This window comes from Streptomyces sp. NPDC007896 (assembly GCF_042959425.1).
In the GTDB taxonomy this organism is placed as follows: Bacteria; Actinomycetota; Actinomycetes; order Streptomycetales; family Streptomycetaceae; genus Streptomyces.
Window position 1 is genome coordinate 329,815 of the sequence record NZ_JBIBKX010000014.1, and the last position, 22,341, is coordinate 352,155.

A 22,341-nucleotide genomic window follows, 5' to 3' on the forward strand; every position below is an offset into this window, starting at 1 on the left:
CATGGTCACGATCAAGGCCGCCCGCGTCCTGCACGTCGAGACGGGGCAGATCGAGGAACCGGGCCTGGTCACCGTCGACGGCGACCGCATCGCAAGCGGCGACGGCGGAGAAGGCGGCGAGGGGGACGTCCTGGATCTGGGCGACGTCACCCTGCTGCCCGGCCTGATGGACATGGAGGTCAACCTCCTCATGGGAGGCCGGGGCGAGGTCCCGGGCCTCTCCCCCGTCCAGGACGACCCGCCGCTGCGCATGCTCCGCGGGGTCGCCAACGCACGCCGGACACTGCGCTCGGGGTTCACCACCGTCAGGAACCTCGGCCTGTTCGTGAAGACCGGCGGCTATCTGCTGGACGTCGCGCTGGCCAAGGCCATCGACGCCGGCTGGATCGACGGCCCCCGCATCGTCCCCGCGGGGCACGCGATCACCCCGACCGGGGGACATCTGGACCCCACGATGTTCGCCGCGTACGCCCCCGGCATCATGCCCCTCTCCCTGGAGGAGGGCATCGCCAACGGCGTCGACGAGGTGCGCAAGGCCGTCCGCTACCAGATCAAGTACGGCGCCCAGCTGATCAAGGTCTGTGCGTCGGGCGGGGTCATGTCCCACACGGGCACCGCGGGCGCGCAGCACTACTCCGACGAGGAGTTGCGGGCCATCGTGGACGAGGCCCACCGGCGCGGACTCAAGGTGGCGGCGCACACCCACGGTGCCGCCGCCGTCCGGTCGGCCGTGGAGGCCGGCATCGACTGCATCGAGCACGGCTTCCTGCTGGACGACGAGACCATCGAGTTGATGGCCGAGCGCGGCACCTTCCTCGTCGCCACGACCGCCCTGATCGACGGAATGGACCTGTCCAGGGCCCCGGCCGAACTCAAGGCGAAGGCCGGCGAGATCTTCCCACACGCCAGGACGGTCGTCGCCCGGGCCCTCAAGGCGGGCGTGAAGATCGCGGTCGGCACCGACGCGCCGGCGATCCCGCACGGCCGCGGCGCCCAGGAACTGGTCGCCCTCGTCGAGCGCGGGATGTCCCCGCTGGAGGTGCTCAGGGCGGCGACGGTCAACGCGGCCGAACTGATCGACGCCGAGGACCGCGGACGGATCGCCGAGGGACTCCTCGCGGACCTGATCGCCGTACCCGGCAATCCGCTGGAGGACATCTCGGTGATGGCCGACGTCCGCTTCGTGATGAAGGGAGGGAAGGTCTTCCGTCACGAGCGCGGCTGAACAAGGTCTGTCCGCGGGGTTGTTCTCAGGGGCGGGGCGCGTGCTGCGCCCCGCCCCTCAAGACGTCATCTTCGAGCCGCCCGCGTTCACTGCGCCTTGATGTGGTCCTTCATCTCCTCGAGCCGCGTGAGGATCGGGTAGCCGCCCACGCTCAGCGCGTTCCCGTGCCCGGTCTCATGGATGTCGAACACCGACTGGACGGCCGCGTAGAAGCCCTGCACGTCCAGGGTCTGGTTGACGGCCCGCTTGGCCTGGCGGAGCGCGAAGGGGTGCATCCGCGCGATCTGCCCGGCCAACTCCATGGTCGCGGCGTCCAGTTCGTCGAGCGGTACGACACGGTTGACCATGCCGACCTTCTCCGCCTCCTCGGCGGTGACGGCCCGTCCGGTGAAGAGGATCTCCTTGGCCTTGCGCGGTCCGAGCTCCCAGGTGTGACCGTGGTACTCCACTCCCCCGATGCCCATGTGCACCACGGGATCGGAGAACTCGGCGTTCTCGGCGGCCACGATCAGATCGCAGGGCCAGCACAGCATCAGGCCGCCCGCGATGCACTTGCCCTGGACCGCGGCGATCGACGGCTTGGGCACATTGCGCCAGCGCAGGGTGTACTCCAGGTACCTGCGCGCCTCGGCGGTGTAGATCCACTCAAGGGTGATCTTGTCGGGGCTCGGCCAACGGTCCTTCAGGTCGTGGCCGGCCGAGAAGTGCCGTCCGTTGCCCCGCAGCACGATCACTCGTACGTCCTCGTCGGCCGCGGCGCGGGTCCAGGCCGCGTCCAGGTCGTCGAGGAGACCCATGGTCTGGGCGTTGGCGACCTCGGGCCGGTTGAGGCTGATGACCGCGACCCGGTCCTCGACCTCGTACAGAATCTGGTCCATCCACGTCCTCCTGGGTTATCTCGGCAGGCCGAGGATGCGCTCGGCGATGATGTTGCGCTGGATCTCCGAGGTGCCGCCCGCGATCGTCCCGGCGAAGCTGCGCGCGTACCGCTCGAACCAGCTGGAGATGAAGTTGTCGATGCTCATATGGTTCGGCGGGCCCGTCACTTCGGGATGGACCAGGCCCTCCGGGCCGCGTTCCTCCAGTGCGTTGAGGCTCGCGACCTGGATCGCCTCGGAGCCGAGCAGCTTGAGGACCGACAGCTCCGCCGGGTCGTGGTCGCCGCCCAGTTGGCGGTAGCCGAGCAGTCTGAGCGCCTGGGCGTCCATGAGGAGCGTCGCGTACCACTCCTCGTCGCTGGGCGCGTCCCGGATCAGGTCGTCGAGGCGCTCGGCGAAGCTCAGCCACAGCATGGTCCGCTCGTGCCCGAGCGAGCCGTGCGCCACCGACCAGCCCTTGTTCAGGGGGCCGACGAGGTTCTCGCGCGGGACCCGGACGTCGGTGAAGAACACCTCGTTGAAGTCGAGGTCGTCCCGCGCGGCCATGGACGCGAACGGCCTGCGCACCACGCCCTCGGTGTCGGTGGGGATGAGCAGCACGCTGATGCCCTGGTGCTTGGGCGCGGCCGGGTCGGTGCGGACGAACGTCAGCAGGACGTCCGCGTCGTGCGCGCCCGAGGTCCACACCTTCTGCCCGTTGACGACGAAGTGGTCGCCGTCCAGGACCGCGCGGGTGCGCAGCCCGGCGAGGTCGGATCCGGCGCCCGGCTCGCTCATGCCGAGCGCCGCCGTGATCTCGGTGCGCAGGAGGGGAATCGCCCACCGCTGCTTCTGCTCCTCGGTCCCGAAGGTGAGGATCGAGGCCGCGATGATGCCGATGCCCTGGGGGTTGAAACTGTGGTAGATCCGCCGCCTCGACAGCTCCTCCAGGTGGGCGAGTTGCTGCGGCAGGGTGGCGTTCCGGCCGCCGTACTCGGGGGGTTTGCCGGGCAGCAGCCAGCCCGCGTCGAACAGTGTGCGCTGCCAGCGGCGCGCCCAGGCGGGGACGTCGGCGCTCGACCGCGACGTGGGGTGGGCCTCGTCCGGGGTGGGCAGATGGGCGTCGAGGAAGGCGGCGAACTCGGCGCGGAACTCCTCCACTTCGGAGCCGGATTCCAGCTTCATCCCGCCACCACCCCTTCCTGCCCGCTCGTCTCCCGATCCGGCCCGAACCTCCGTCGCTGCGGCCCGGACCTCTCCCGTTCCTGCCGCGCCTTCTCCTGAACCTGCCGCGTCTTCTCCAGCAACGCCCTGCGGTGTACGGCCGCCGTCCCCAGCAGCAGATCGCCGGCCTTGGCCCTCTTGAGGTGGATCTGCAGTTCGTTCTCCCAGGTGAAGCCCATCGCTCCGAAGAGCTGGAAGCCGTTACGGAAGACGACCCGCTGGCACTCCCCCGCGGCGGCCTTGGCCATCGAGGCCGCCCTGCCGCGCCGTGGGTCGTCCTCGGCGATGGTCAGCGCGGAGAAGTAGGCGAGGGCCCGGGCCCGTTCGATGGCGACGTACATGTCCGCCGCCTTGTGCTTGACGGCCTGGAAGGAGCCGATGGGCACGTCGAACTGGACGCGTTCCTTCACATGGGCCACCGCCAGGTCCAGGATGCGCCGGCAGCTGCCGACCGTGGAGATCGCCAGACCCATCAGGGCGAGGTCCGGGATCCCGGGGACCAGGTCGGGGACCTCGACATGGGCCGCGTGGAGGGTGGGGTCGAAGATGTCGACGCGTGCCGCGCCGAGCTCCGGGCCCGCCACGATCCGTACGCCGTCGCGGGTGAGCAGGGCGATCTCGTCCGCCCGGTCGGCGTCGAGGACGAACCGGCCGGTGCCGTCGAACACTCCGGTTCCCGAGCCGCTCGGCAGCCGCCCGGCGAGCGGAGCGAACCAGGTGGCCGTGGCCAGGAAGGGGGTCGGATCGGCGGCGTACCCCAACTCCTCCAGGACGATGGCGAGTTCCACCGCAGGGGCCTCCAGCCACCCCAGTTCCAGATACGTCGCCCAAAGCTGGTCCGGTGGCTGTGAGCGGGACTTGGCGACCGTCTCCCGTACCAGCCGTTGCAGCAGCCGTTGGTCCTCGTCGAACTCAAACTCCACGGCCCACCTCCAGAAGGGTCTTGCCGATGGCGCGGCGGTCGAGGTCCAGGGCGGTCGCCACCTCGTCGAGCGGGTGGACGGCGTGGACCCGGGGGTGGATCAGACCCTCGGCGAACATGCGGTTCAGCTCGGCGCGGGTGAGGGCCAGCTGCTCCCGGCCGTGCCGCGCCCAGCCGCCGAAGTCGAAGCCGTGGATCGTGACGCCCTTGAGCATCGCCAGATTGAGCGGGAGCCGGGGCACCTCGCCGCTGGCGAAGCCGACGTTCACGAACCGGCCGCCCCAGCGCATGGCCCGCAGCGCCTGTTCGGAGTGCGGTCCGCCGACCGGGTCGATCACGAGGTCGGCGCCGCCCGCATCCCGCAGGCGCCGCTTGAGGTCGTCGTACGGGAGCACTTCATGGGCGCCCTGTTTGAGGCAGGCCGCCCGCTTCTCCTCGGTGGAGGCCACGGCGACCACCTCCGCGCCGAGCAGCGCGGCCAGTTCCACGGCCGCGAGACCGACCCCGCCGGCCGCGCCGAGCACCGCCACCCGCTCCCCCTCCTGGAGGCGGCCGATCAGCGTCAGCGCGTTGTACGCGGTGGCGTGCGAGACCCCGAAGGCCGCCGCGCGCCGGGTCGGGATCGTGTCGGGGATCCGGTACAGGCTGGCCGCCCGGACGGCGACCCGCTCGGCGAAGGCACCGACGAAGACGGACCCGAAGACCCGCTCGCCCTTCTCGAACCCGTGCCCCGACTCGGCGACCACCCCGGCGAACTCGCTGCCCGGAGTGAACGGCAGGTCCGCCTTCACCTGGTAGGTGCCCCGGATCACCAGGACGTCGGCGAAGTTCACCGCCGCGTAGTGCACGTCGACGGGTACCTCACCGTCCGGGTCGGGGACCTCCTCGACGACCACCGGGCCGCCGACGGCATGGCATCGGGCCGCCCTCATAGCCGTGTCGTCGCGGCCAGTTCGGCCGCCTGGGCCGCCATCCGCAGGACCGCGTCCCCGTAGTAGGCCATCTTCGGGTTGCCGCCGTCGCCCTTCACATGGCGGGCGTAGCCGCCCTCCAGCACGATCGCCATCTTGAACCGGGCCAGGATCACGTAGTAGTCGATGTCGGCGACGTCCCGGCCGCTGACCTTGGCGTAGTGCTCGATGATGTCGGCCCGGTCCGGCATGCCCGTGTAGTCGGCGTACCGGCCCGCCGCGTCCCGGTCCTCGTCGGCGTTCGGCCAGCCCATGACGACCCAGCCGAGGTCGAGCAGCGGGTCGCCGACGGTCGCCATCTCGAAGTCGACCAGGGCGGCGAGCTCGGCGGGCGCCCCGTGCTTGAACATCACGTTGGCGAACTGGTAGTCGCCGTGGATGATGCCCGGCTCCCAGTGCCGGGGCCGGTGCGTGCGCAGCCACGCGGCCGCCGCGTCCAGTCCCGGTATCTCGCGGAACCTGAACTTCGCCAGGTGCGCCTGCCAGCGGTCCACCTGGCGGTCGTGGAAGCCGTCAGGGCGGCCGAACCCTTCGAGTCCCCGGGCCCGCCAGTCGACGTTCCCGAGCTTGGCGATGCCCTCCACCAGCTCGTAGGCGAGACCGGGGCGCAGGGACAGGTCGCTCTTGAAGGGCTCGGGCCAGCCGTCGGTGTTCATCGGCGACCAGCCGTTCACATGGCCCATGAGGTAGAAGCACGAGCCGATCACGTCGGTGTCGTCGCAGACCGCGATGGCCTCCGGGTGCGGCACCTCCGTCCCGCCCAGCGCGTTCAGTACCCGGAACTCCCGCAGCATGGTCTCGTTGCGGCCCGGCGGGACCTTCTCCGGGGGCTTGCGCAGCACCATCCGCCGCTCGCCGCGCCGGATGTCGAAGATGTCGTTGGAGGTGCCCCCGGAAATGAGGGACACCTCGACCGGTTCCCCCGGAGCGATGTCCTGACCGTCCAGCCAGCGGGCGAGCGACTCGATGTTCACATGTTCTCCAGCTGCTTGCGGGCCCACTCCCGGCGAGCGGGCAGATGCTGTGAGGGCCAGGGCCCCGACGCGGCCTCGTAGCCGCGCAGGAGGTCCTTGGCCACCGTGACCTTGTGGATCTCCGAGGGCCCGTCGACGACCGCCATGACGGCCGCGCCGGTCCACATGTCGGCGAAGGGCATCTCGTTGGACACGCCCAGGGCGCCGTGCAGGTGCATGGAGCGGTACACGATGTCGTGCAGCACCTTCGGCGTCAGGAACTTGATGGCGGAGATGTCCTTGCGGACCCGCTTGTAGTCCTGGTACCGGTCGATCTGCCAGGCCGTGTGCAGCACGAACAGCCGGAACTGCTGCAACTGCGCGTAGGAGTCGGCCAGGTCGGCCTGGACGAGCTGCTTGTCGGCCAGCCTGCTGCCCTGGGTCTCCCGGGACAGGGCGCGCTCGGCCATCATGTCCAGCGCCTTCTGACACTGGCCCACGACCCGCATCGCATGGTGGACCCGCCCGCCGCCGAGCCGGGTCTGCGCGATGGCGAAGGCCTGGCCCTCGCCGCCGAGCAGCGCGTCACCGGGGACGCGGACGCCGTCGTACTCGATGAGCGCGTGCATGCCCTCGTCCGGGGCCTCACTCATCAGACCGAGGTGGCGCTCCATCCGGATGCCGGGGGTGTCGCTGGGCACCAGGAACATCGACATGCCCCGGTACGCGCTGACGTCCGGGTCGGTCACCGCCATCACGATGACGAACTTGGAGGTGCGCGCGTTGGAGGAGAAGAACTTGCGGCCCGTGATGACCCAGTCGTCGCCGTCCCGTTCGGCGCGTGTGGTGAACATCTTCGGGTCGGCGCCGGCCTGCGGCTCGGTCATGGAGAAACAGGAGAAGCACTCGCCTTCGAGCAGCGGCTTGAGATAGCGCTCCTTCTGCTCCTCGGTGCCGTAGCGGGCGATGATCTCGGCGTTGCCGGTGTCCGGCGCGGCCGTGCCGAAGATGACGGGGGCCCAACTGGACTCGCCCAGGATCTCGTTGATGAGGGCCAGCTTGAGCTGTCCGAAGCCGCGTCCACCGAGCTCCGGGCCGAGATGGGGCGCCCACAGGCCCTGGTCGCGCACCTGCTGCTTGAGGGCCCGGACGATCGGGCCGGTCTCCTCGTCGAGGGGGTGGAAGGCCCGGTCCGGGTGGACCAGGTCCAGCGGGTCCACGCGCTCGGCGCGGAACCACCTGATCCACTCCAGTTTCTTCTCGAACTCCGGCTCGGTGGAAAAGTCCCATGCCATGTCAGACGATCCTCGTTTCGTGGTTCCGCCAGTACGTCTCCCGGAGCAGGCCCTTGCGCAACTTGCCGCTGGGGTCCCTGGGCAGAGTGAGGACGAAGTCGACGGCGCGCGGGCACTTGTACGGGGCGAGACGCTCCCGGCAGTACGCGAGCAGCTCGTCGGCGGTCACGTCGGCGGCGGCCGGCTGGACCACCGCGAGGACCCGTTCGCCCCTCTCGGGGTCCGGGACCCCGATCACCGCGACGTCGGCCACCCCGGGGTGCATGACCAGGACGTCCTCGGCCTCCTGCGGATAGATGTTGACCCCGCCGGACACGATCGTGTGCGCGACCCGGTCGGTCAGATACAGATAGCCGTCCTCGTCGAGGTACCCGATGTCACCCAGGGTGTTCTCGCCGAAGTGGACGACGCCGTCGACGATGCGGACGTCGTCACCCGCCCTGCCCACCGATCCCGGGTGCGCCAGCCACTCCTGCGGACCGATGACCGTGAAGCCGTACGCCTCGGTCCCGGAGTAGAACTCGTGGATGATCGGGCCGAACCAGTCGAGCATCCGCCGCTTGACCTCCATCGGGCAGGGCGCGGCGCCGTGCAGGACCACGCGCAGGCTGCTCAGGTCACGGGCGCGCCGCGCGTCGGGCAGCTTCAGCATGCGGACGAACATGGTGGGGACGAACTGTGCGTGCGTGACCCGGTGACGCTCGATCAGCTCCAGGCACTCGGCCGCGTCGAAGCGGTCCATGACCACGAGGGTCGCGCCGAGCCGGAGCAGCGACATGCAGTGGACGAGCGGTGAGGCGTGGTGGAACGGGGCCGTCGAGAGGTACACGGCGTCGGGGCCGAAGCCGTAGTGGGCCAGCCCCTGGGCCACTTGTACGCACTCGGCCGCGGGGTCGCCCATCGGGCCCGCGGTGAGCTGCTTGCGCACGGCCTTGGGACGCCCGGTGGTCCCTCCCGAGAAGGGGAGCTCCCGCCCCTCGCACTCCTCGAACTCCCCCGTGCCGGGCGCCGCGAGCAGGCGCTCGTAGACCTCCTCGGTGATGAGCAGTTTGCCCTCCGCCATCTCCTCGACCTCGGCGGGGAGGAGATGGGTGTTGACCGGCGTATAGAGGAGGCCGGAACGCTGGGCGGCCCAGGCGACTTCGAGGAAGGCCGCGCCACTGGGCATACGGATCGCGATGGCGTCCCCCGGCCTGAGGCCGAAGGCCGCCGCCAGCTGCCGGGACCGTGCGTCGAGCTCGGCGTATGTGACGGTCCTGCCGCCGCTCTCGATGACCGCGATCGCGTCGGGGCGCTGCTTCGCCTGCCATCCCAGATGCATGCGGTGAGAATATCATTCTCAGTGAACGCAAGTAAGAGTCTCGTAACCTGTGATGCGCGATTCGGTAGGGCGCCGCAACTTATTCCCGCTGAAGTGGAGTATCGTTCTGCAAGTGACCGCAGTCCCCGAAGAACCAGCGTGGCGCCAGCGCGCCGTAGAGCGATCGACCCGTGCCGCGAAGCTTCGCGCCGAGCAACGCGTGCAGCGCTTCCTGGACTCGGCACAGGAGTTGATCGTCGAGAAGGGCACGACCGACTTCACCGTGCAGGAGGTCGTCGACCGCTCGAAGCAGTCCCTGCGCAGCTTCTACCAGCACTTCGACGGCAAGCACGAACTGCTCCTCGCCCTGTTCGAGGACGCGCTCTCGATGGGCGCCGCCAAGGTCCGCGAGGCGGCCGCCACCGAGAGCGATCCACTGCAGCGCCTGCGGATCGCCGTCGAGACGCTCTACGAGCAGTCGCACCCCAGCCCCGGCGTCCAGCGCCCGCTGTTCAACGACTTCGCGCTGCAACTGCTGGTCAAGCACCCCGAGCAGGTGGCGACCGCCCACATCCCGCTGCTCACGGTCTTCACGGAGATCATCGAGCAGGCCGCCGAGGCCGGTCTCATCGCCGGCGGGAAGCCCCGCCGTCAGGCCGCCCTCGTCATGCAGACCGTCATGTTCGCCTCGCAGGCCCACGGCGTCCCCGCCGACAGCCACGCCCACCCGGTGACCTCCGAGGAGGTCTGGCAGTTCTGCCTGGGCGGCATCTCGGGCGTTCCGGCCACGGCGGGCAGGTCCGCCTCCGCGTGACACGGGTCCCGACCCCCTGACCCACCCGCACAGGGAGTTCCATTCTCCATTTCGGAGAGTATGGTTCTCACCATGGTGCCGGAGGATCAGGGGGTTCCCATGACCGTACGGACGGACGCCAGGCCTCACTACCGGGTCGTCCAATGGGCCAGCGGCAACATCGGCTCCCGCGCGCTGCGGGCGGTCCTCGAACATGCGGACCTGACGCTGGCCGGACTGTACGCGCACACGCCGGACAAGGCAGGACGTGACGCGGGCGAGCTGTGCGGACTGGGCCCGACCGGTGTGGCCGCCACTCACGACATCGACGAGATCATGGCGCTCGGCGCCGACTGCGTCCTCTACATGCCGCGCGCCTGCGACATGGACGAGGTGTGCCGGTTGCTGGCCTCGGGCGCGAACATCGTGACGACGCGGGGCGAGTTCCATCGCGCCGCCAGCCTCGACCCCGCGGTGCGCGAGCGGGTCGAGGCCGCGTGCGAGAGCGGCAAGTCCTCGATCCACAGCACCGGCAGCAGCCCGGGGTTCATCACGGAGGCGCTGCCCCTCGCCCTGAGCTCGATCCAACGGCGGCTCGACGGCCTGACGATCGAGGAGTTCGCCGATCTCTCCCAGCGCGACTCGCCCGGACTCCTCTTCGACGTGATGGGGTTCGGCAAACCCCCCGCCGAGTACGACGAGCGCCGGCTGTCCGTGGTGCGCGACAGCTTCGGCCCGTCGCTGCACATGGTCGCCGACACGCTCTCGATCCCGCTCGACTCGGTGGAGGCCGAGGGGGAGGTCGCGACCGCGCCCCGCCCGGTCCACATCGCGGCGGGCACCCTGCGGCCGGGCACCGTGGCCGCCCAGCGGATCACGGTCTCGGGACTGCGGGACGGCCGGCCGTTGCTGCGCTTCCGGGCCACCTGGTACTGCACCACCGACCTCGACCGCGCCTGGGACGTCCGCGCCACCGGCTGGCACATCACGATCGACGGCGACGCGCCGCTCGACATCGACCTGCGCTTCCCGGTGCCCCTCGACCGGATGGCCGCCATGTCGCCGTCGTACACGGCGAACCGCGCCGTCAACGCCGTACCGGTCCTGTGCGAGGCGTCCCCCGGGATCCGCTCGACGGCCGACCTTCCGCACATCGTGGCCCGGCTCGGGTGAGCCGCCGCACCAGGGCCTGATCCGCCGGACAGGCCCTAGGACGCGGTGGAGGGCGGCGGCGCCACGTCGACGGCCTCGTGCCATGACGCGCCGGTCGCCACGGCCTGGCGCCAGCCGCGGATCGCCTTGGGCGGCATGCCGATCGCCAGGACCCCCACCAGACGGTCACCGGCGCGGTAGGCGACCACGAACCGACGTGCGTCCAACTCGCCCTCGACCACGGCGACTTCGTCGTGACCGCGCAGATGGCCGAACGCCTGCACCTTCATGTCGTACTGGTCCGACCAGAAGTACGGCACCGGCGCGAACGGCTTGCGCGCGTCCGGGTGGAGCAGATTGCGGGCGGCGGCCATGCCCTGCTCGGCGGCATTGGTCCGGTGCTCGATCCGCATCGACGTACCGAACAGCGGATTGTGCCAGCGAGCCACGTCCCCGGCACCGTACACACCCGGCGCAGCGGCACTGTACTCGTCGCACACGAGCCCGTCGGCCACCTTCAGACCGCTGCCCTCCAGCCACTCGGTGTTCGGCAGCGAACCGATCGCCACCAACACCTCGTCGGCCGCGACCAGTTCCCCGTCCGTGAGCCGTACGCCGGTGTCGGACACCTCGGCCACACCGACCCCGGTGCGCAGGTCCACGCCGTGGTCCAGATGAGCCCCCGACAGAACCTGTCCCACCTGCTCACCGACCGCGTGGGCCAGCGGAACCGGCGCCGGCTCGAGGAGAGTCACCTCCGTTCCCAGCCCCCGTGCCACCGCGGCGGCCTCCGCGCCGAGGAACCCCGCACCGACGACCACGAGTCGCCGCCCGGGCCCCAGCCGGTCCCTGAGGGCCAGCGCGTCGTCCAGGGTGCGCAGCACATGCGCGTCACCCTCGCCGGGCAGTCTGCGCGGCCGTACGCCGGTCGCCACGATCAGGCCCTCGTACGGCAGCCGCGTCCCGTCGGCCAGCAGCACCGCGCGCCCGGCGAGGTCGAGGCCGCTCGCGGCGCGCCCCAGAAGCAGGTCGAGGTCGAGGGCGTCGAGATCGGCACGGGCGCGCAGCGGCAGCCGCTCCGGGCTCCACTCGCCGGAGAGGATCTGCTTGGACAGCGGCGGACGGTCGTAGGGCAGATGGGTCTCCTCACCGACGAGGGTGAGCGTGCCGTCGTACCCCTCCCGGCGCAGCGTCTCGGCCGCGGCGAGCCCGGCGGCCGAGGCGCCGACGACCAGGATCCGCCTCACTTCTCGACCAGTCGGATCGCCGCGGCCGGGCAGATCGCGACGGCCTCGCGCACGCCGTCGAGCAGCTCAGCGCCGGGCGCCTCCTCCAGCAGGATCGCGACGCCGTCGTCCTCCCGCTGGTCGAACACCTCGGGAGAGGCCATCACACACTGCCCCGACGCGACGCACTTCGGTTCGTCCAGTTCTATACGCATGATCTTTTCCCTTCGGTCGGTACAAGTCGGCATAAGTCGGTGCGCGGCCGCGATCGCAGTCGCAAGGGGAGAGCTCACGTCGGAGTGATCTTCGCGATCCACTCCCGGCGTTCGGTCACATGCGGGAAACTGCCCACGTGGGCGATGAGTCAAGATGTGCTCTCGTCCCACATGCGAACCTTTGCGACCGTCTTCGGTCACGCGGCTCCACCGGTACCGGGGCCGACGCGCAGGGGCGGCCGCATCGCGCACGGCGCCCGCCAGGGGCTCAGCCATGTCACTCCTCGATGGGGGGCTCCGTCGGGACGGAGAACGAAGCACGACGGAAAGGCCAGTACGCATATGCAACCGGACCGGACTGACACGCTCCGGCCAGTTTCCTGACCACAAGCTGACGTGACGCAGATCACCACCCCGGCCGGGGTCAGTGGCCGAGCCAGTACCCGAAGCCCCTGCGGGTGTGGATCAGCGCGGGGCCGTCCCGGTCCACCTTGTGCCGCAGACGGGAGACGAGCTTCTCGATCGCGTTGTCGGCACGGCCCTCGCCCCACACATGACGACAGATCTGCTCCTTGGACAGCACCCGCTCGGCGTTGACCAGCAGATGCCGCAGCAGTCGGTACTCCGCGGGGGTGAGGTCGATCTCCCGTTGACCGCGCCACGCCTGAACGGTGTCGTCGTCGAGGACCAGGTCTCCGTAGGACGGCCCTTCCCGTTCGGGACTGCGGTCGCGCAGCAGCACCTCGGCCCGTGCGAGGACCTCGGCGATCCGGAACGGCTTGGTGACGTAGTCCTCCCGGCCCGCACCGAGTTCGGGGACGAGTCGGCCCAGGCTCTGATATGCGGTCAGGAAGAGCACCGGTGGGCGATCGGCGGGCGTGAAGCGGCTCCCGCGGGAGAGTCCCTGCAGATCGGGCAGGGTCACATCGAGGACGACCAGGTCGAAGCGGTGCTCGACAAGGCGCACCATGGCCTCGGCGCCGGTGCTCACCGTGCTGACCCGATAGCCCGCCAACTCCATGGTCGTCGCGAGCAGTTCGGTGGTCTCGGCGTCCTCGACGACGACCAGGACGCGTTGTCCGTCACCGCGCGCCGGCGACCGCTTCTCACTCATGTTTCCGTCCACGGAACGACCATTCGTGCAGAGCTGGAGCATCACGACTTCACGACCTCACGACCTCACGACCTCACACGGTCGACCTCCCCTGACGGCGCTTCAGGACGTCCGAAGGACGGCCGCAGACACACAGACCGGGTTGCGCGAACGGGCGGCCAGGCGCTCACCACGGCGACGCCGCACTCACCAGTGACTGGAGTCGACGGAGGCTCGCTCGATGGGCAGCCACGCCCCACGCCCTCAAAGGGCGACACCTCCGCGCAATCAGTCCGACCGCGCCGCCCCGTCGCCCCCGGCCACCCCATCCCCAGCCTCGACCACACCACCCCGAACCCCGGCCACACCGACCCAGGGCTCGACCACCCCGGCCCGCCCCTCGCTCTCCTCACCCTCGGTGACATGCGCGAGGAAGTCGTCCACCATCCCGTGGAACAACGTCGCAAGGCGCTGCAGCTCCGCCGGCGTCCACTCCGCCAACGCCATCTGCATGCCCCGCGAGCTCGTCGCACGGATCCGGTCGATCGCGTCCCGGCCGGCCGGGGTCAGCTCGACGCGCTGGGCCCGCCGGTCGTCAGGGTCCGGCGCGCGGCTCACATAGCCAGCCTTCCGCAGCTGCTGCACCTGCCGGGTGATGTGGGACGCCTCCACCTCCAACCGGGCCGCCAGCTCACCGGGACGCAGGGGACCGGAGTCGGCCATCTGGCGTAGCAGCGCCACCGCGGCACGGTCCAACCGCAGCCCTGCCATGGCCATCAGGCGATCGTGCTGCCGGACCCGGCTGTTCAGATAGGAGATGCTGTTGAGGGCTCGCTCGATCTCGATCACGTCGGACGAGGCGGGCGCTCGTGGCACTGGTGCACGCATACACCCAAGGTATCACTGCTTGCCTGACTCAAGTAAGTTCCAATGCGCTTGCTTGGCCGGCGTTCGCGACCCGGAGCCTTGCTGCGCGCACCTGGTTGATCCCGTCCGCGTAGCAAGCGCTCACACAGCGCTACGATGCGCCGGTGGACCAGGGAAAGGCACGCGGACCGTACGCGAAGACACCGGCCCGGCGAGCGGAGATCGTACGCGCGGCGCGCGACAGCTTCGCCGAACGCGGATACGCCCGTGCCTCGCTCCGCGACATCGCCGAGCGGGCCGGCATCACCCACGCCGGTCTCCTGCACCACTTCCGCAGCAAGGACGACCTGCTCGCCGAGGTGCTCGCCCAGCGCGACACCGAGGAGTGGGAGGAGGGCGTGGCCGAGGTCGACAGCCTCGAAGCGCTCGCGCCCTATCTCTGCACTCTTCTGGTGCGCCACCAGAAGACCCCCGAGCTGATGCGTCTGTGGCTGGAGCTGGCGGCGACCGCCTCGCGGCCGGAGCACCCCGCGCACGGCTACTTCGTCGAGCGGTACGAGCGCGGCCGCACCCATGTCACACGGCGCCTGAGCGAGCTGCAGGCGCAGGGGAAGCTGCGGGAGGGCCTCGGTCCGGACAGTGCGGCGACCCTCTTCCAGGCGGTACTCAACGGCCTGCAGGCCCAGTGGCTGCTCAACCAGCGCCTCGACATCATCGAACCGCTGAACCGTTTTCTCGACCTCATCCTGGTGACCGACGACTAGGAGGCCGGTCCGGCCGAGGCCTGTCCGGCCGATCATCGTCATGCTCAGGTAGGACATACCGGTCGCTCGGTACTGCGTTCTCAGTAGCCGGGAGAGTCGGCCGACACATGACGACGGGACGCCCCTGCTCAGGGAGGCTGAGAGGGTTCACCATGGTCACAGCACCCGACAGGAAACGCTCCCGATGAACACCGGCTGGCAGAGGTTCGCCAAGGACCACCCCCGCGTCCAGGACGTGGCGGTCGTCCTGCTGCTGTTCGCCGCCGCCGCTCTCGGCACCACCTGGACCAGCGGGGAACCCACCGGCCGGCACCTCGCCCCGTGGCCCGGCATTCTCCTGGGCGGCATCGGTGCCCTGGCCCTGATGTGGCACCGCAGGTACCCGCTCACGGCGGTAGCGGTGACCGCGGCCGCCGCCAACGCCGCCAACGCCCTGGGCTATCTGATCACCCCCCTGCTGCTGGCACCGCTCATGGCCGCGCTGTACTGGCTGGCCGTCCACACCGACCGCAGGACCGCGCGCATCGGCCTGGCCGGCACCGCCGCGCTGCTGGTCACCACCGCGCTGCTCGTCGACTCCTCTCACCATCCGCTGTCCCTCGTCCTCGCGACGGTCGGCCCCGTCTTCTGGGTGCTGGTGCCCATCACCTGGGGCACCGCGACCCGGCTGCGGGCCGACTACCTGGAGGCCGTGCACGCCCGCGCGGAGATCGCCGAGCGCACCCGTGAGGAGGAGGCGCGGCACCGGGTGGCCGAGGAGCGCATGCGCATCGCCCGTGAGCTGCACGACGTCGTCGCCCACCACCTCGCGCTGGCCAACGCGCAGGCCGGGACGGCCGCCCATCTCCAGCGCACCCATCCCCAGCAGGTGCAGAACATCCTCGACGACCTCGCCGGCACCACCGCATCGGCGCTGCGCGAACTCAAGGCCACCGTCGGACTGCTGCGCCAGACCAACGACCCCGACGCGCCGCTGGAACCCTCCCCGGGCCTGGACCGGCTCTCGGAACTCACGGCCGCGTTCGCGACCGCCGGGCTCAAGGTCCACGTCACCACCGAGGGCGAGGCACGCCCGCTGTCACCGGGAGTGGACCTGACCGCCTTCCGCATCATTCAGGAGGCGCTCACCAACGTCACCAAACACGCGGCCTCGGACACCGCACACGTACGGCTCGTCTACTCCCACCACCGGCTGACCATCACGGTCACCGACGAGGGAGCGACCACCGTGACCGCCGCTCCGGCCCCGGGCCACGGTTTCGGTCTCATCGGCATGCGTGAGCGCGCCCTGTCCGTGGGCGGCCGGCTCAAGGCCGATCACCGGGCCGAGGGCGGCTTCGAGGTCTCCACGGATCTACCGCTGTACACCCCCTCCCCGGAAGAGGACCGCACCCCATGACCATCAGTGTGCTGCTCGCCGACGACCAGGCCCTGCTCCGGGCTACCTTCCGCATCCTGATCGACTCCTGCCCCGACCTCGAAGTCGTCGACGAAGCCACCAACGGCAAGGAAGCCGTCGACCTCGCCCGCATCCACCAACCCGACATCGTCCTCATGGACATCCGCATGCCCCACACCGACGGCCTCACCGCCACCGCCACCATCTGCGCCGACCCTGCCCTCGACACCACCCGCGTCCTCATCCTCACCACCTTCGAAATAGACGAATACGTCGCCCAGGCCCTCCGCGCCGGAGCCAGCGGCTTCCTCGGCAAAGACGTCGGCGCCGACGCCCTCCTCGACGCCATCCGCACCGTCGCCGCCGGCGACACCCTCCTCTCCCCTCAAGCCACCCGCACCCTCATCACCCGCTTCCTCACCACCCCCACCCCCGGCACCCCCCTCGCACCCCCCGAAGCCCTCACCACCCTCACCGCCCGCGAACGCGAAGTCATGGCCCTCGCCGCCGAAGGCCACTCCAACAACCACATCGCCGACCGACTCACCGTCAGCCCCCTCACCGTCCGCACCCACATCCACCGCGCCATGACCAAACTCGGCGCCCGCGACCGCGCCCAACTCGTCGTCATCGCCTACCAAACCGGCCTCGTCACCCCCACACCCCCCACCCCCTGACACCACAGCAGTCCGGGTGACCGCCCCGCCCCGTTCTGTGATAGCCCAGGAGGACCAGCATCTCTGCGAGAGATGGACCGGGGCATCGGGAGAGGACATGGATCTGCGGCAGATGGAGGTCGTCGTCGCGGTGGCCGAGGAGGGCGGGTTCACCGCCGCGGCACAGCGGCTGCACGTGGTGCAGTCCGCCGTGTCGAGCACCGTGCGCGCACTGGAGCGGGAGCTCGGGACCCCGCTGTTCGACCGCACCACGCACCGGGTGTCGCTGACCCCGGCGGGCGAGGCCTTCGTACCGGCCGCGCGGGCGACGTTGCGGGCCGCCGAACAGGCGCGGTCGGCGGTCGACGCCGCGCGGGGGCAACTGCGGGGACGGGTGACGGTCGGCACGATGCAGGGGGTGTGGGCCGACCTGCACCGCCCACTGGCCGCGCTGCGCGCGGAGCATCCGGGAGTGGTGGTGCGGCTGCGGCAGGGGGCCGTGACCGAGATCCGCCAGGCGTTGCGCGAGGGCACGGTGGATCTGGCGGTGGTCGCCCTCGACCGTCAGCAGCAGCGCGGTCTGGTGACCCGGCTGCTCGCCCGGGAGGAGATGGTGCTGGTGTCCGCGCCGGGCCGGGTCCTGGGCGGGACCGGGCCCGACGGGACCGTCACACTCGCCGAAGCGGCCCGGCTGCCGCTGGTGGACTTCACGCCCGGCTGGGCGATCCGCCTCGCCGTCGACCGGGCGTTCCGTGCGGCCGCCGTCGAGCGCGAGTCGACCTTCGAGGTGAACGACATCGTCGCGGCGTCCGAACTCGTCCGCGCCGACCTGGGTGTGTGCGTCATGCCCATCTCGATCGCCGACCGTTTCCCCGACCTGGACAAGCACCGCTTCGACCGGCACGCGCCGAGCTGGAAGGTCATGGTGGTCCAGCCGCGCGGCGAGGCGCCGCCGGCGGTGGCGGCCCTGCTGCGGCACATGGCCTGACGGTCGTGGCGTGGGTGGCGACGGAGGGACGCGGTGGCTCATCCCTCGGCTCAATCCCTCAACTCGATCCTCTCGATCTCTCAGCTCATCTCGTTCGGAGATGACTGACATTCGAAATCATCGCCGTGGCAGGGGAAGCACGCAGGCACCGCGGACGCTGAGGAAACCGTGCGAGCGGCAACGAGGCCGCTCGACCACCACCCAGCGCTTCCCGAACCGCTCCACCGGTTCCCTTCCCGAGAAGGTGCCCGTGTCCAAGTCCCCCGTCCTCAAGTCACCGGGCCAGACCGCCACCGCGCAGGCGGCGCACGGCGTGCCGGGCTGGCTGGTCGCCCTCTTCGCCGTCGCCTCCGGCATGACGGTCGCCAACCTGTACTACGCCCAGCCCCTGCTGTCCTCGCTGCGCGACGTGTTCCATGTCGGCACGGCGGCCGCCGGCGGACTCATCACCCTCACCCAGGTCGGCTATGTCCTGGGCATGCTCTTCCTCGTCCCGCTCGGCGACCGGCTGGAGAAGCGCCGACTGATCAGCGTGCTCCTGACGGTCACCACGCTCGCCCTGGTCGCCGCGGGTCTCGCCACCAACTTCCCCATGCTGCTGATCGCCTCCCTGATCAGCGGAGGCACTTCGGTCGTCGCCCAGATACTGATCCCCTTCGCGGCGAGCCTCGCCCCCGACCACGCACGTGGCCGGATCGTCGGACGGGTGATGAGCGGCCTGCTCACCGGCATCCTGCTCTCCCGCACCCTCAGCAGCCTGGTCTCCGACGTGGCCGGCTGGCGGGTGGTGTACCTCGGCTCCGCCGTCCTGATGGCCCTGCTGGCGCTGGCCCTGCGCGCGGCCCTGCCGCAGCACGCGCCGACCACGACCATGCCGTACGCCCATGTCCTGCGCTCCACGCTCCAACTGGTGCGCCGACACCCCGTGTTGCTGCGCCGGGGCCTCTACCAGGCGGCGATGTTCGGTGCGTTCAGCGCGTTCTGGACCACCGTGTCGTACGTCCTGACGGGCCCCCACTTCCACTACTCCCCCATCGGCGTCGGCCTCTTCGCGCTCGTCGGCGCGGCCGGTGCGGCCGTCGCCCCGTTCGCCGGTCACTGGGCCGACCGCGGGCTCGTCCGTCCCATGACCGGGATCGCCTTCGCCGTCGCGGCCCTGGCCTTCGCTCTCGCGGGCTTCGGTCAGTCCCACATCACCCTGGTCGCCCTGGCCGCCGTGCTGATCGACACGGCCGTGCAGACCACCCTGATCCTCGGCCAGCACACCATCTACCAGCTCGACCCGAACGCCCGCGCCCGCCTCAACAGCGCGTTCATCGCGATCTTCTTCGTCGGCGGCGCGCTCGGCTCCCAGCTCGGCTCGATCGCCTACCACGCGGCCGGCTGGACCGCGGTCACCGTCCTGGGCGCCGCCCTGCCGGTGCTGGGCCTGCTCCACTGGACGACGGAACGCCGTACGGCCTGATCAGTGCCCCGGGGAGCGGGTCACGATCCCGCTTCCCCCCGCAGGAAGTTGCTCACCTGACAGGCGAGGCTGTCCCTCGCCGAGTCGGACCGGGCGGCGGCGTCGACCGAACCCTCGTGGAGGTCGACGCCGCCGACCCACAGGTACCGGTCGGTCCACTCGTCGTCGACCTTCAGCTGGATCTGGATGTCCACCCGGGGCAAGGAGGCGTCCGGGCCCGCGGCAAAGAGGACCGCGGTGGCCCGGCGCAGGGGGTAGACGTCGTAGCCCTCGATGAACTGGGAGTTGCGCCAGTCCAGGAAGGCGCTCTCGCCGTCGGGGCCGACACGGATGTCCATCTGGCCGTCCTCGAGATGGATGCCGAAGTGCTCGCCACCACGGTTCTCGACGGTCACCCGGCACCGGAAGTAGGTGAGCCCTTCGGCGGCGTCGTCGCGTCCGCGCGGCGGCTCCGCCCGCTCCACCCCGTGGACGCGGACGCGCAGGCCGGCATGCTCGTCGTACTCCTGCCAGTCCCCGACCACGTTCGGTTCGTGCACGGTCCACCTCTCCACCTCAGAGAGCTGTTTCCTATCTGTGCTCTCAACTGGGTGTCAAATGGGCGGAACGCACCGTGGCCAGCGTTTTTGCCCTCCTTGATCGGCGATCAAGCCGTGCCCAGCCAGAACCCGTGTCCCTGCCACCCGGGGGACATTTCCGTGCGTGCTGCACATCACGTTCTCAGGCGCCGCGGCGCAGCGTCCGCATCTGCTCGTCGAGGGGGCCGAGGCCGACATCGCGGCGCCGCTCCTCGAGGGTCTCGGGCCGCCGGATCGGATACGGGCGGAAGGTCGCGGGGTCGACCCGGGTGCCGTAGAACTGGGGCTGGCCCAGTTCGACCGCGCAGTGATCGGCGATGTAGGCGTGGTGCGGGCCGGGGCAGCGCCCGTCCGCGGTGGCCTGGGCGATCAGGTCGCGGCAGCGGAGCTGGAAGTCGAGGTCCGGAGCGTGCAGCAGGATCATCAGGGCAGCGGTCGAGGCGGGCGCGCCGACCAGGTCCGCGGCCGGCCAGCCGTGTCGGCGGACGATCGTCCCGAGGGCGTCGGCGTTGGTCCTGCGGCATTCGACGAGGCCGCGCCGGACCTGTGGGGTGGGGTTCGTCCGCGCCTGCCGCATCAGGTGCCGCTCCTCGTCGGCCCGGCGCGAGAGTTCCCGGGCGAGCGCGGCGGCGAGTGCCGGGAGGATCCGCGCGGACGCCGCACCCGGCTCCCCCGGTGCTCCGCCCAGCTCCCCCGGTGCGCCGTCCGACTCCGACCTTGCGCCGTCCGGCTCCGTCGGCATGCCGACCGTGAGATGCCCCGGTAATCGCTTCATGGCATGCCCCGGAGCGCCAGTGTGAACCACACCTTCTTGCCCGTGGTGCCGGGGTCGGGCGGCGCGATGCCCCAGTCGTCGGTCAGTGCGGCCACGATGGCCAGTCCGCGTCCCGACTCCTCGCCGCCGCCCGTGTCGCGCGGTCGCGGCAGGGCGGACGAACGGTCGGCGACCGTCACGCGCAGCTCGTGCCCGATGTGTTCGAGGGTGACGGTGATCGTGTCGCGGGGGCCGGGACTGCCGTGTCTGACCGCGTTGGCGAACAGCTCGTCCGTCGCGAGGACAGCGTTGTCGAGGCACTCGGAGGGCAGACGCAGAGGGGTGAGGTGCTCGGCGACCATGTCCCGCACTCCGGCCGCGCGCGAGGGTTGGGCGGGGACCGTGGTCCGCACCAGGCTGGGGTGCGTCCTGGGCAGCACGACGGCGTCGTGCCGCGGTGAGTGCGACGGCCCGCGGCGATGAGCCCTGGATGCCGTCATCGGTCCTCCTTCGTTGCAGCGCGGGTGGGGGATGTGCTCGATGGCTGCCCGTGCAGCCAACAGGGCACGGCCCCGCGCCGACCAGGGGGTATCGGGGTTGTCCGGTTGCAGGCACGTAGTGGCATGGGATGTATGTTCGATCAGGTGAGGAACGTGAGCGGGAGCCGGACGCCGGTGCGCCCTGGCGATCCCACCGGGTGGTCGGGGGTACGCGGCAAGCGCGTCCTGGTCACCGGTGGAACGCGGGGTCTCGGCGAGCAGATCGTGCGGCTGCTCGCCGCCGAAGGGGCCCGGGTGGCGACCTGCGCGCGCGACGCGGGCGACCTGGCGGCGCTGGCGGCATCGCTGGACTCCCCGCTGTTCACCCAGGCGCTCGACGTCACCGAACCGGAGCGCCTGGAGGAGTTTGTCGCGGCCATGGCGAATCGTTTCGGCGGGCTCGACGGGGTGGTGGCCTGTGCGGGCGGTTCTCGCGGCGGCCGCTTCGAGGAGACGGACGCCGAGGACTGGGCGGCGACCTGGGAAGTGAACGTCGGCCACGCCGCACGCCTGGTCCGGGCCGCGGTGCCGCATCTGCGGGCAGCCGGGGGCGGATCGGTCGTGGTGATCTCGTCGATCTCCGGCTGGAAGCCCGGGCCGCCCGTCCAGTACGGGGTGGCGAAGTCCGCCCAGATCCAGTTGGCCGCCTCGCTCGCCCGTGAACTGGGCCCGGACGGAATCCGGGTGAACGCCGTCTCCCCCGGGTCGATGCTCATCCCGGGCAGGCGCTGGGACCGGATGCGCCGGGAGGACCCCGCGGCGTACGCAGGATTCGTGGCGACGGAGCTTCCGAGCGGAGCGCCGGTCGCTCCGCAGGAGGTCGCCCGGGTGGTGGCGTTTCTGCTGTCCGACTGGTCGAGCGGTATCTCCGGAGCCCACCTCCCCGTAGACCGCGCCCAGAACGCGCCCTCCCCGGACGGCTACTGAGCGGACCGTTCCTGCCTCAGGGACCCTTCGCGTCTCGGGAACCACTCCCCTCTTGGGGACCACTCCCGTCTCGGGGACCACTCCCCTCTCGGGGACCGATCCCGTCTCGGGGACCGATCCCGTCCCGGGGACCGATCCCGTCTCGGGGACCGATCCCGTCCCGGGGACCGATCCCGTC

The 22,341-nt window shown here is 70.7% G+C and carries 23 protein-coding genes; 9 read left to right on the forward strand and 14 right to left on the reverse strand.

The window, feature by feature from the left end; all coding sequences use genetic code 11:
* The first annotated feature begins 1 nt into the window (after window position 1).
* Entirely contained in the window at window positions 2-1,225 is a 1,224-nt protein-coding gene (locus ACFZDJ_RS38120) for an amidohydrolase family protein (protein ID WP_391065925.1), read from the forward strand.
* 86 nt (window positions 1,226-1,311) lie between these two features.
* Here the strand turns inward: ACFZDJ_RS38120 and ACFZDJ_RS38125 are convergent, their stop codons facing one another.
* From ACFZDJ_RS38125 to ACFZDJ_RS38155, 7 genes are read right to left on the reverse strand one after another with little or no spacing between them, the layout of a single operon-like run.
* Entirely contained in the window at window positions 1,312-2,103 is a 792-nt protein-coding gene (locus ACFZDJ_RS38125) for an enoyl-CoA hydratase (RefSeq protein ID WP_168505398.1), read from the reverse strand.
* A 15-nt stretch (window positions 2,104-2,118) separates the two neighbouring features.
* Window positions 2,119-3,267 carry an acyl-CoA dehydrogenase family protein gene (locus ACFZDJ_RS38130; protein ID WP_391065928.1) on the reverse strand — a complete coding sequence of 383 codons (1,149 nt, stop codon included), beginning with the start codon at window positions 3,265-3,267 and terminating at the stop codon, window positions 2,119-2,121.
* Complete coding sequence (locus ACFZDJ_RS38135) at window positions 3,264-4,229, reverse strand: acyl-CoA dehydrogenase family protein (RefSeq protein ID WP_391065931.1); 966 nt, start codon at window positions 4,227-4,229, stop codon at window positions 3,264-3,266. The genes ACFZDJ_RS38130 and ACFZDJ_RS38135 overlap by 4 nt, the downstream gene beginning before the upstream one ends.
* Window positions 4,219-5,160, reverse strand: a complete 942-nt coding sequence (locus ACFZDJ_RS38140; RefSeq protein WP_391065934.1) for a zinc-binding dehydrogenase — start codon at window positions 5,158-5,160, stop codon at window positions 4,219-4,221. Before ACFZDJ_RS38140 ends, ACFZDJ_RS38135 begins: the two co-directional genes overlap by 11 nt.
* Entirely contained in the window at window positions 5,157-6,173 is a 1,017-nt protein-coding gene (locus tag ACFZDJ_RS38145) for a phosphotransferase (protein ID WP_390933735.1), read from the reverse strand. Before ACFZDJ_RS38145 ends, ACFZDJ_RS38140 begins: the two co-directional genes overlap by 4 nt.
* Window positions 6,170-7,447, reverse strand: coding sequence for an acyl-CoA dehydrogenase family protein (locus ACFZDJ_RS38150; RefSeq protein ID WP_390933734.1), 1,278 nt, complete (start codon window positions 7,445-7,447; stop codon window positions 6,170-6,172). Before ACFZDJ_RS38150 ends, ACFZDJ_RS38145 begins: the two co-directional genes overlap by 4 nt.
* A gap of 1 nt (window position 7,448) precedes the next feature.
* On the reverse strand, window positions 7,449-8,768 hold the full coding sequence (locus tag ACFZDJ_RS38155; protein ID WP_391065936.1) for an AMP-binding protein: 1,320 nt from the start codon (window positions 8,766-8,768) through the stop codon (window positions 7,449-7,451).
* A gap of 112 nt (window positions 8,769-8,880) precedes the next feature.
* Between ACFZDJ_RS38155 and ACFZDJ_RS38160 the strand changes: the two genes are divergently transcribed.
* Both ACFZDJ_RS38160 and ACFZDJ_RS38165 read left to right on the forward strand, forming a co-directional pair.
* Window positions 8,881-9,561: a TetR/AcrR family transcriptional regulator gene (locus ACFZDJ_RS38160; protein ID WP_079174160.1), complete on the forward strand. Its 681-nt coding sequence runs from the start codon at window positions 8,881-8,883 to the stop codon at window positions 9,559-9,561.
* 99 nt (window positions 9,562-9,660) lie between these two features.
* Window positions 9,661-10,713, forward strand: coding sequence for a dihydrodipicolinate reductase (locus ACFZDJ_RS38165; RefSeq protein WP_391065940.1), 1,053 nt, complete (start codon window positions 9,661-9,663; stop codon window positions 10,711-10,713).
* A 35-nt stretch (window positions 10,714-10,748) separates the two neighbouring features.
* Here the strand turns inward: ACFZDJ_RS38165 and ACFZDJ_RS38170 are convergent, their stop codons facing one another.
* The 4 genes from ACFZDJ_RS38170 to ACFZDJ_RS38185 all read right to left on the reverse strand — a co-directional run bounded on the left by ACFZDJ_RS38170 (window position 10,749) and on the right by ACFZDJ_RS38185 (window position 14,114).
* A complete protein-coding gene (locus tag ACFZDJ_RS38170; RefSeq protein ID WP_391065943.1) occupies window positions 10,749-11,939 on the reverse strand; it encodes an FAD-dependent oxidoreductase in 1,191 nt (396 codons plus the stop codon).
* Entirely contained in the window at window positions 11,936-12,133 is a 198-nt protein-coding gene (locus ACFZDJ_RS38175) for a ferredoxin (RefSeq protein WP_101408374.1), read from the reverse strand. Before ACFZDJ_RS38175 ends, ACFZDJ_RS38170 begins: the two co-directional genes overlap by 4 nt.
* 424 nt (window positions 12,134-12,557) lie before the next feature.
* Window positions 12,558-13,247: a winged helix-turn-helix domain-containing protein gene (locus ACFZDJ_RS38180; protein WP_390933729.1), complete on the reverse strand. Its 690-nt coding sequence runs from the start codon at window positions 13,245-13,247 to the stop codon at window positions 12,558-12,560.
* A 267-nt stretch (window positions 13,248-13,514) separates the two neighbouring features.
* Window positions 13,515-14,114, reverse strand: a complete 600-nt coding sequence (locus ACFZDJ_RS38185) for a MarR family transcriptional regulator (protein WP_391065946.1) — start codon at window positions 14,112-14,114, stop codon at window positions 13,515-13,517.
* Window positions 14,115-14,257: 143 nt separating this feature from the next.
* On the opposite strand from ACFZDJ_RS38185, the gene ACFZDJ_RS38190 reads away from it, so the two are divergent.
* From ACFZDJ_RS38190 to ACFZDJ_RS38210, 5 genes are all read left to right on the forward strand, one after another.
* The gene (locus ACFZDJ_RS38190) at window positions 14,258-14,857 is read left to right on the forward strand and encodes a TetR family transcriptional regulator (protein ID WP_390933727.1); all 600 of its coding nucleotides are present in this window, start codon (window positions 14,258-14,260) and stop codon (window positions 14,855-14,857) included.
* A 184-nt stretch (window positions 14,858-15,041) separates the two neighbouring features.
* Window positions 15,042-16,256: a histidine kinase gene (locus ACFZDJ_RS38195; RefSeq protein WP_391065949.1), complete on the forward strand. Its 1,215-nt coding sequence runs from the start codon at window positions 15,042-15,044 to the stop codon at window positions 16,254-16,256.
* Window positions 16,253-16,933, forward strand: coding sequence for a response regulator (locus ACFZDJ_RS38200; protein WP_390933725.1), 681 nt, complete (start codon window positions 16,253-16,255; stop codon window positions 16,931-16,933). Before ACFZDJ_RS38195 ends, ACFZDJ_RS38200 begins: the two co-directional genes overlap by 4 nt.
* 97 nt (window positions 16,934-17,030) lie before the next feature.
* Window positions 17,031-17,900 (forward strand): LysR substrate-binding domain-containing protein, encoded by an 870-nt coding sequence (locus tag ACFZDJ_RS38205; RefSeq protein WP_390933724.1) that lies wholly within the window; start codon window positions 17,031-17,033, stop codon window positions 17,898-17,900.
* A gap of 313 nt (window positions 17,901-18,213) precedes the next feature.
* Complete coding sequence (locus ACFZDJ_RS38210; protein ID WP_384925760.1) at window positions 18,214-19,365, forward strand: MFS transporter; 1,152 nt, start codon at window positions 18,214-18,216, stop codon at window positions 19,363-19,365.
* 20 nt (window positions 19,366-19,385) lie between these two features.
* Here ACFZDJ_RS38210 and ACFZDJ_RS38215 read toward each other — a convergent pair whose 3' ends face one another.
* The 3 genes from ACFZDJ_RS38215 to ACFZDJ_RS38225 form a co-directional block, all read right to left on the reverse strand.
* Window positions 19,386-19,904, reverse strand: coding sequence for a hypothetical protein (locus ACFZDJ_RS38215; RefSeq protein ID WP_168505425.1), 519 nt, complete (start codon window positions 19,902-19,904; stop codon window positions 19,386-19,388).
* Window positions 19,905-20,085: 181 nt separating this feature from the next.
* Window positions 20,086-20,718: a DUF6624 domain-containing protein gene (locus tag ACFZDJ_RS38220; protein WP_391065951.1), complete on the reverse strand. Its 633-nt coding sequence runs from the start codon at window positions 20,716-20,718 to the stop codon at window positions 20,086-20,088.
* A complete protein-coding gene (locus ACFZDJ_RS38225) occupies window positions 20,715-21,197 on the reverse strand; it encodes an ATP-binding protein (RefSeq protein WP_168505427.1) in 483 nt (160 codons plus the stop codon). The genes ACFZDJ_RS38220 and ACFZDJ_RS38225 overlap by 4 nt, the downstream gene beginning before the upstream one ends.
* A gap of 153 nt (window positions 21,198-21,350) precedes the next feature.
* Between ACFZDJ_RS38225 and ACFZDJ_RS38230 the strand changes: the two genes are divergently transcribed.
* Window positions 21,351-22,163: an SDR family NAD(P)-dependent oxidoreductase gene (locus ACFZDJ_RS38230; RefSeq protein ID WP_384925744.1), complete on the forward strand. Its 813-nt coding sequence runs from the start codon at window positions 21,351-21,353 to the stop codon at window positions 22,161-22,163.
* The last annotated feature ends 178 nt before the right edge of the window (window positions 22,164-22,341 follow it).

Bases quoted from the DNA above. Each gene is read 5' to 3' on its own strand.
- ACFZDJ_RS38120 (WP_391065925.1), top strand. From the start codon at position 2: ATGGTCACGATCAAGGCCGCCCGCGTCCTGCACGTCGAGACGGGGCAG.
- ACFZDJ_RS38125 (WP_168505398.1), bottom strand. From the start codon at position 2,103: ATGGACCAGATTCTGTACGAGGTCGAGGACCGGGTCGCGGTCATCAGC.
- ACFZDJ_RS38130 (WP_391065928.1), bottom strand. From the start codon at position 3,267: ATGAAGCTGGAATCCGGCTCCGAAGTGGAGGAGTTCCGCGCCGAGTTC.
- ACFZDJ_RS38140 (WP_391065934.1), bottom strand. From the start codon at position 5,160: ATGAGGGCGGCCCGATGCCATGCCGTCGGCGGCCCGGTGGTCGTCGAG.
- ACFZDJ_RS38150 (WP_390933734.1), bottom strand. From the start codon at position 7,447: ATGGCATGGGACTTTTCCACCGAGCCGGAGTTCGAGAAGAAACTGGAG.
- ACFZDJ_RS38155 (WP_391065936.1), bottom strand. From the start codon at position 8,768: ATGCATCTGGGATGGCAGGCGAAGCAGCGCCCCGACGCGATCGCGGTC.
- ACFZDJ_RS38165 (WP_391065940.1), top strand. From the start codon at position 9,661: ATGACCGTACGGACGGACGCCAGGCCTCACTACCGGGTCGTCCAATGG.
- ACFZDJ_RS38175 (WP_101408374.1), bottom strand. From the start codon at position 12,133: ATGCGTATAGAACTGGACGAACCGAAGTGCGTCGCGTCGGGGCAGTGT.
- ACFZDJ_RS38180 (WP_390933729.1), bottom strand. From the start codon at position 13,247: ATGAGTGAGAAGCGGTCGCCGGCGCGCGGTGACGGACAACGCGTCCTG.
- ACFZDJ_RS38185 (WP_391065946.1), bottom strand. From the start codon at position 14,114: ATGCGTGCACCAGTGCCACGAGCGCCCGCCTCGTCCGACGTGATCGAG.
- ACFZDJ_RS38195 (WP_391065949.1), top strand. From the start codon at position 15,042: ATGAACACCGGCTGGCAGAGGTTCGCCAAGGACCACCCCCGCGTCCAG.
- ACFZDJ_RS38200 (WP_390933725.1), top strand. From the start codon at position 16,253: ATGACCATCAGTGTGCTGCTCGCCGACGACCAGGCCCTGCTCCGGGCT.
- ACFZDJ_RS38205 (WP_390933724.1), top strand. From the start codon at position 17,031: ATGGATCTGCGGCAGATGGAGGTCGTCGTCGCGGTGGCCGAGGAGGGC.
- ACFZDJ_RS38220 (WP_391065951.1), bottom strand. From the start codon at position 20,718: ATGAAGCGATTACCGGGGCATCTCACGGTCGGCATGCCGACGGAGCCG.
- ACFZDJ_RS38225 (WP_168505427.1), bottom strand. From the start codon at position 21,197: ATGACGGCATCCAGGGCTCATCGCCGCGGGCCGTCGCACTCACCGCGG.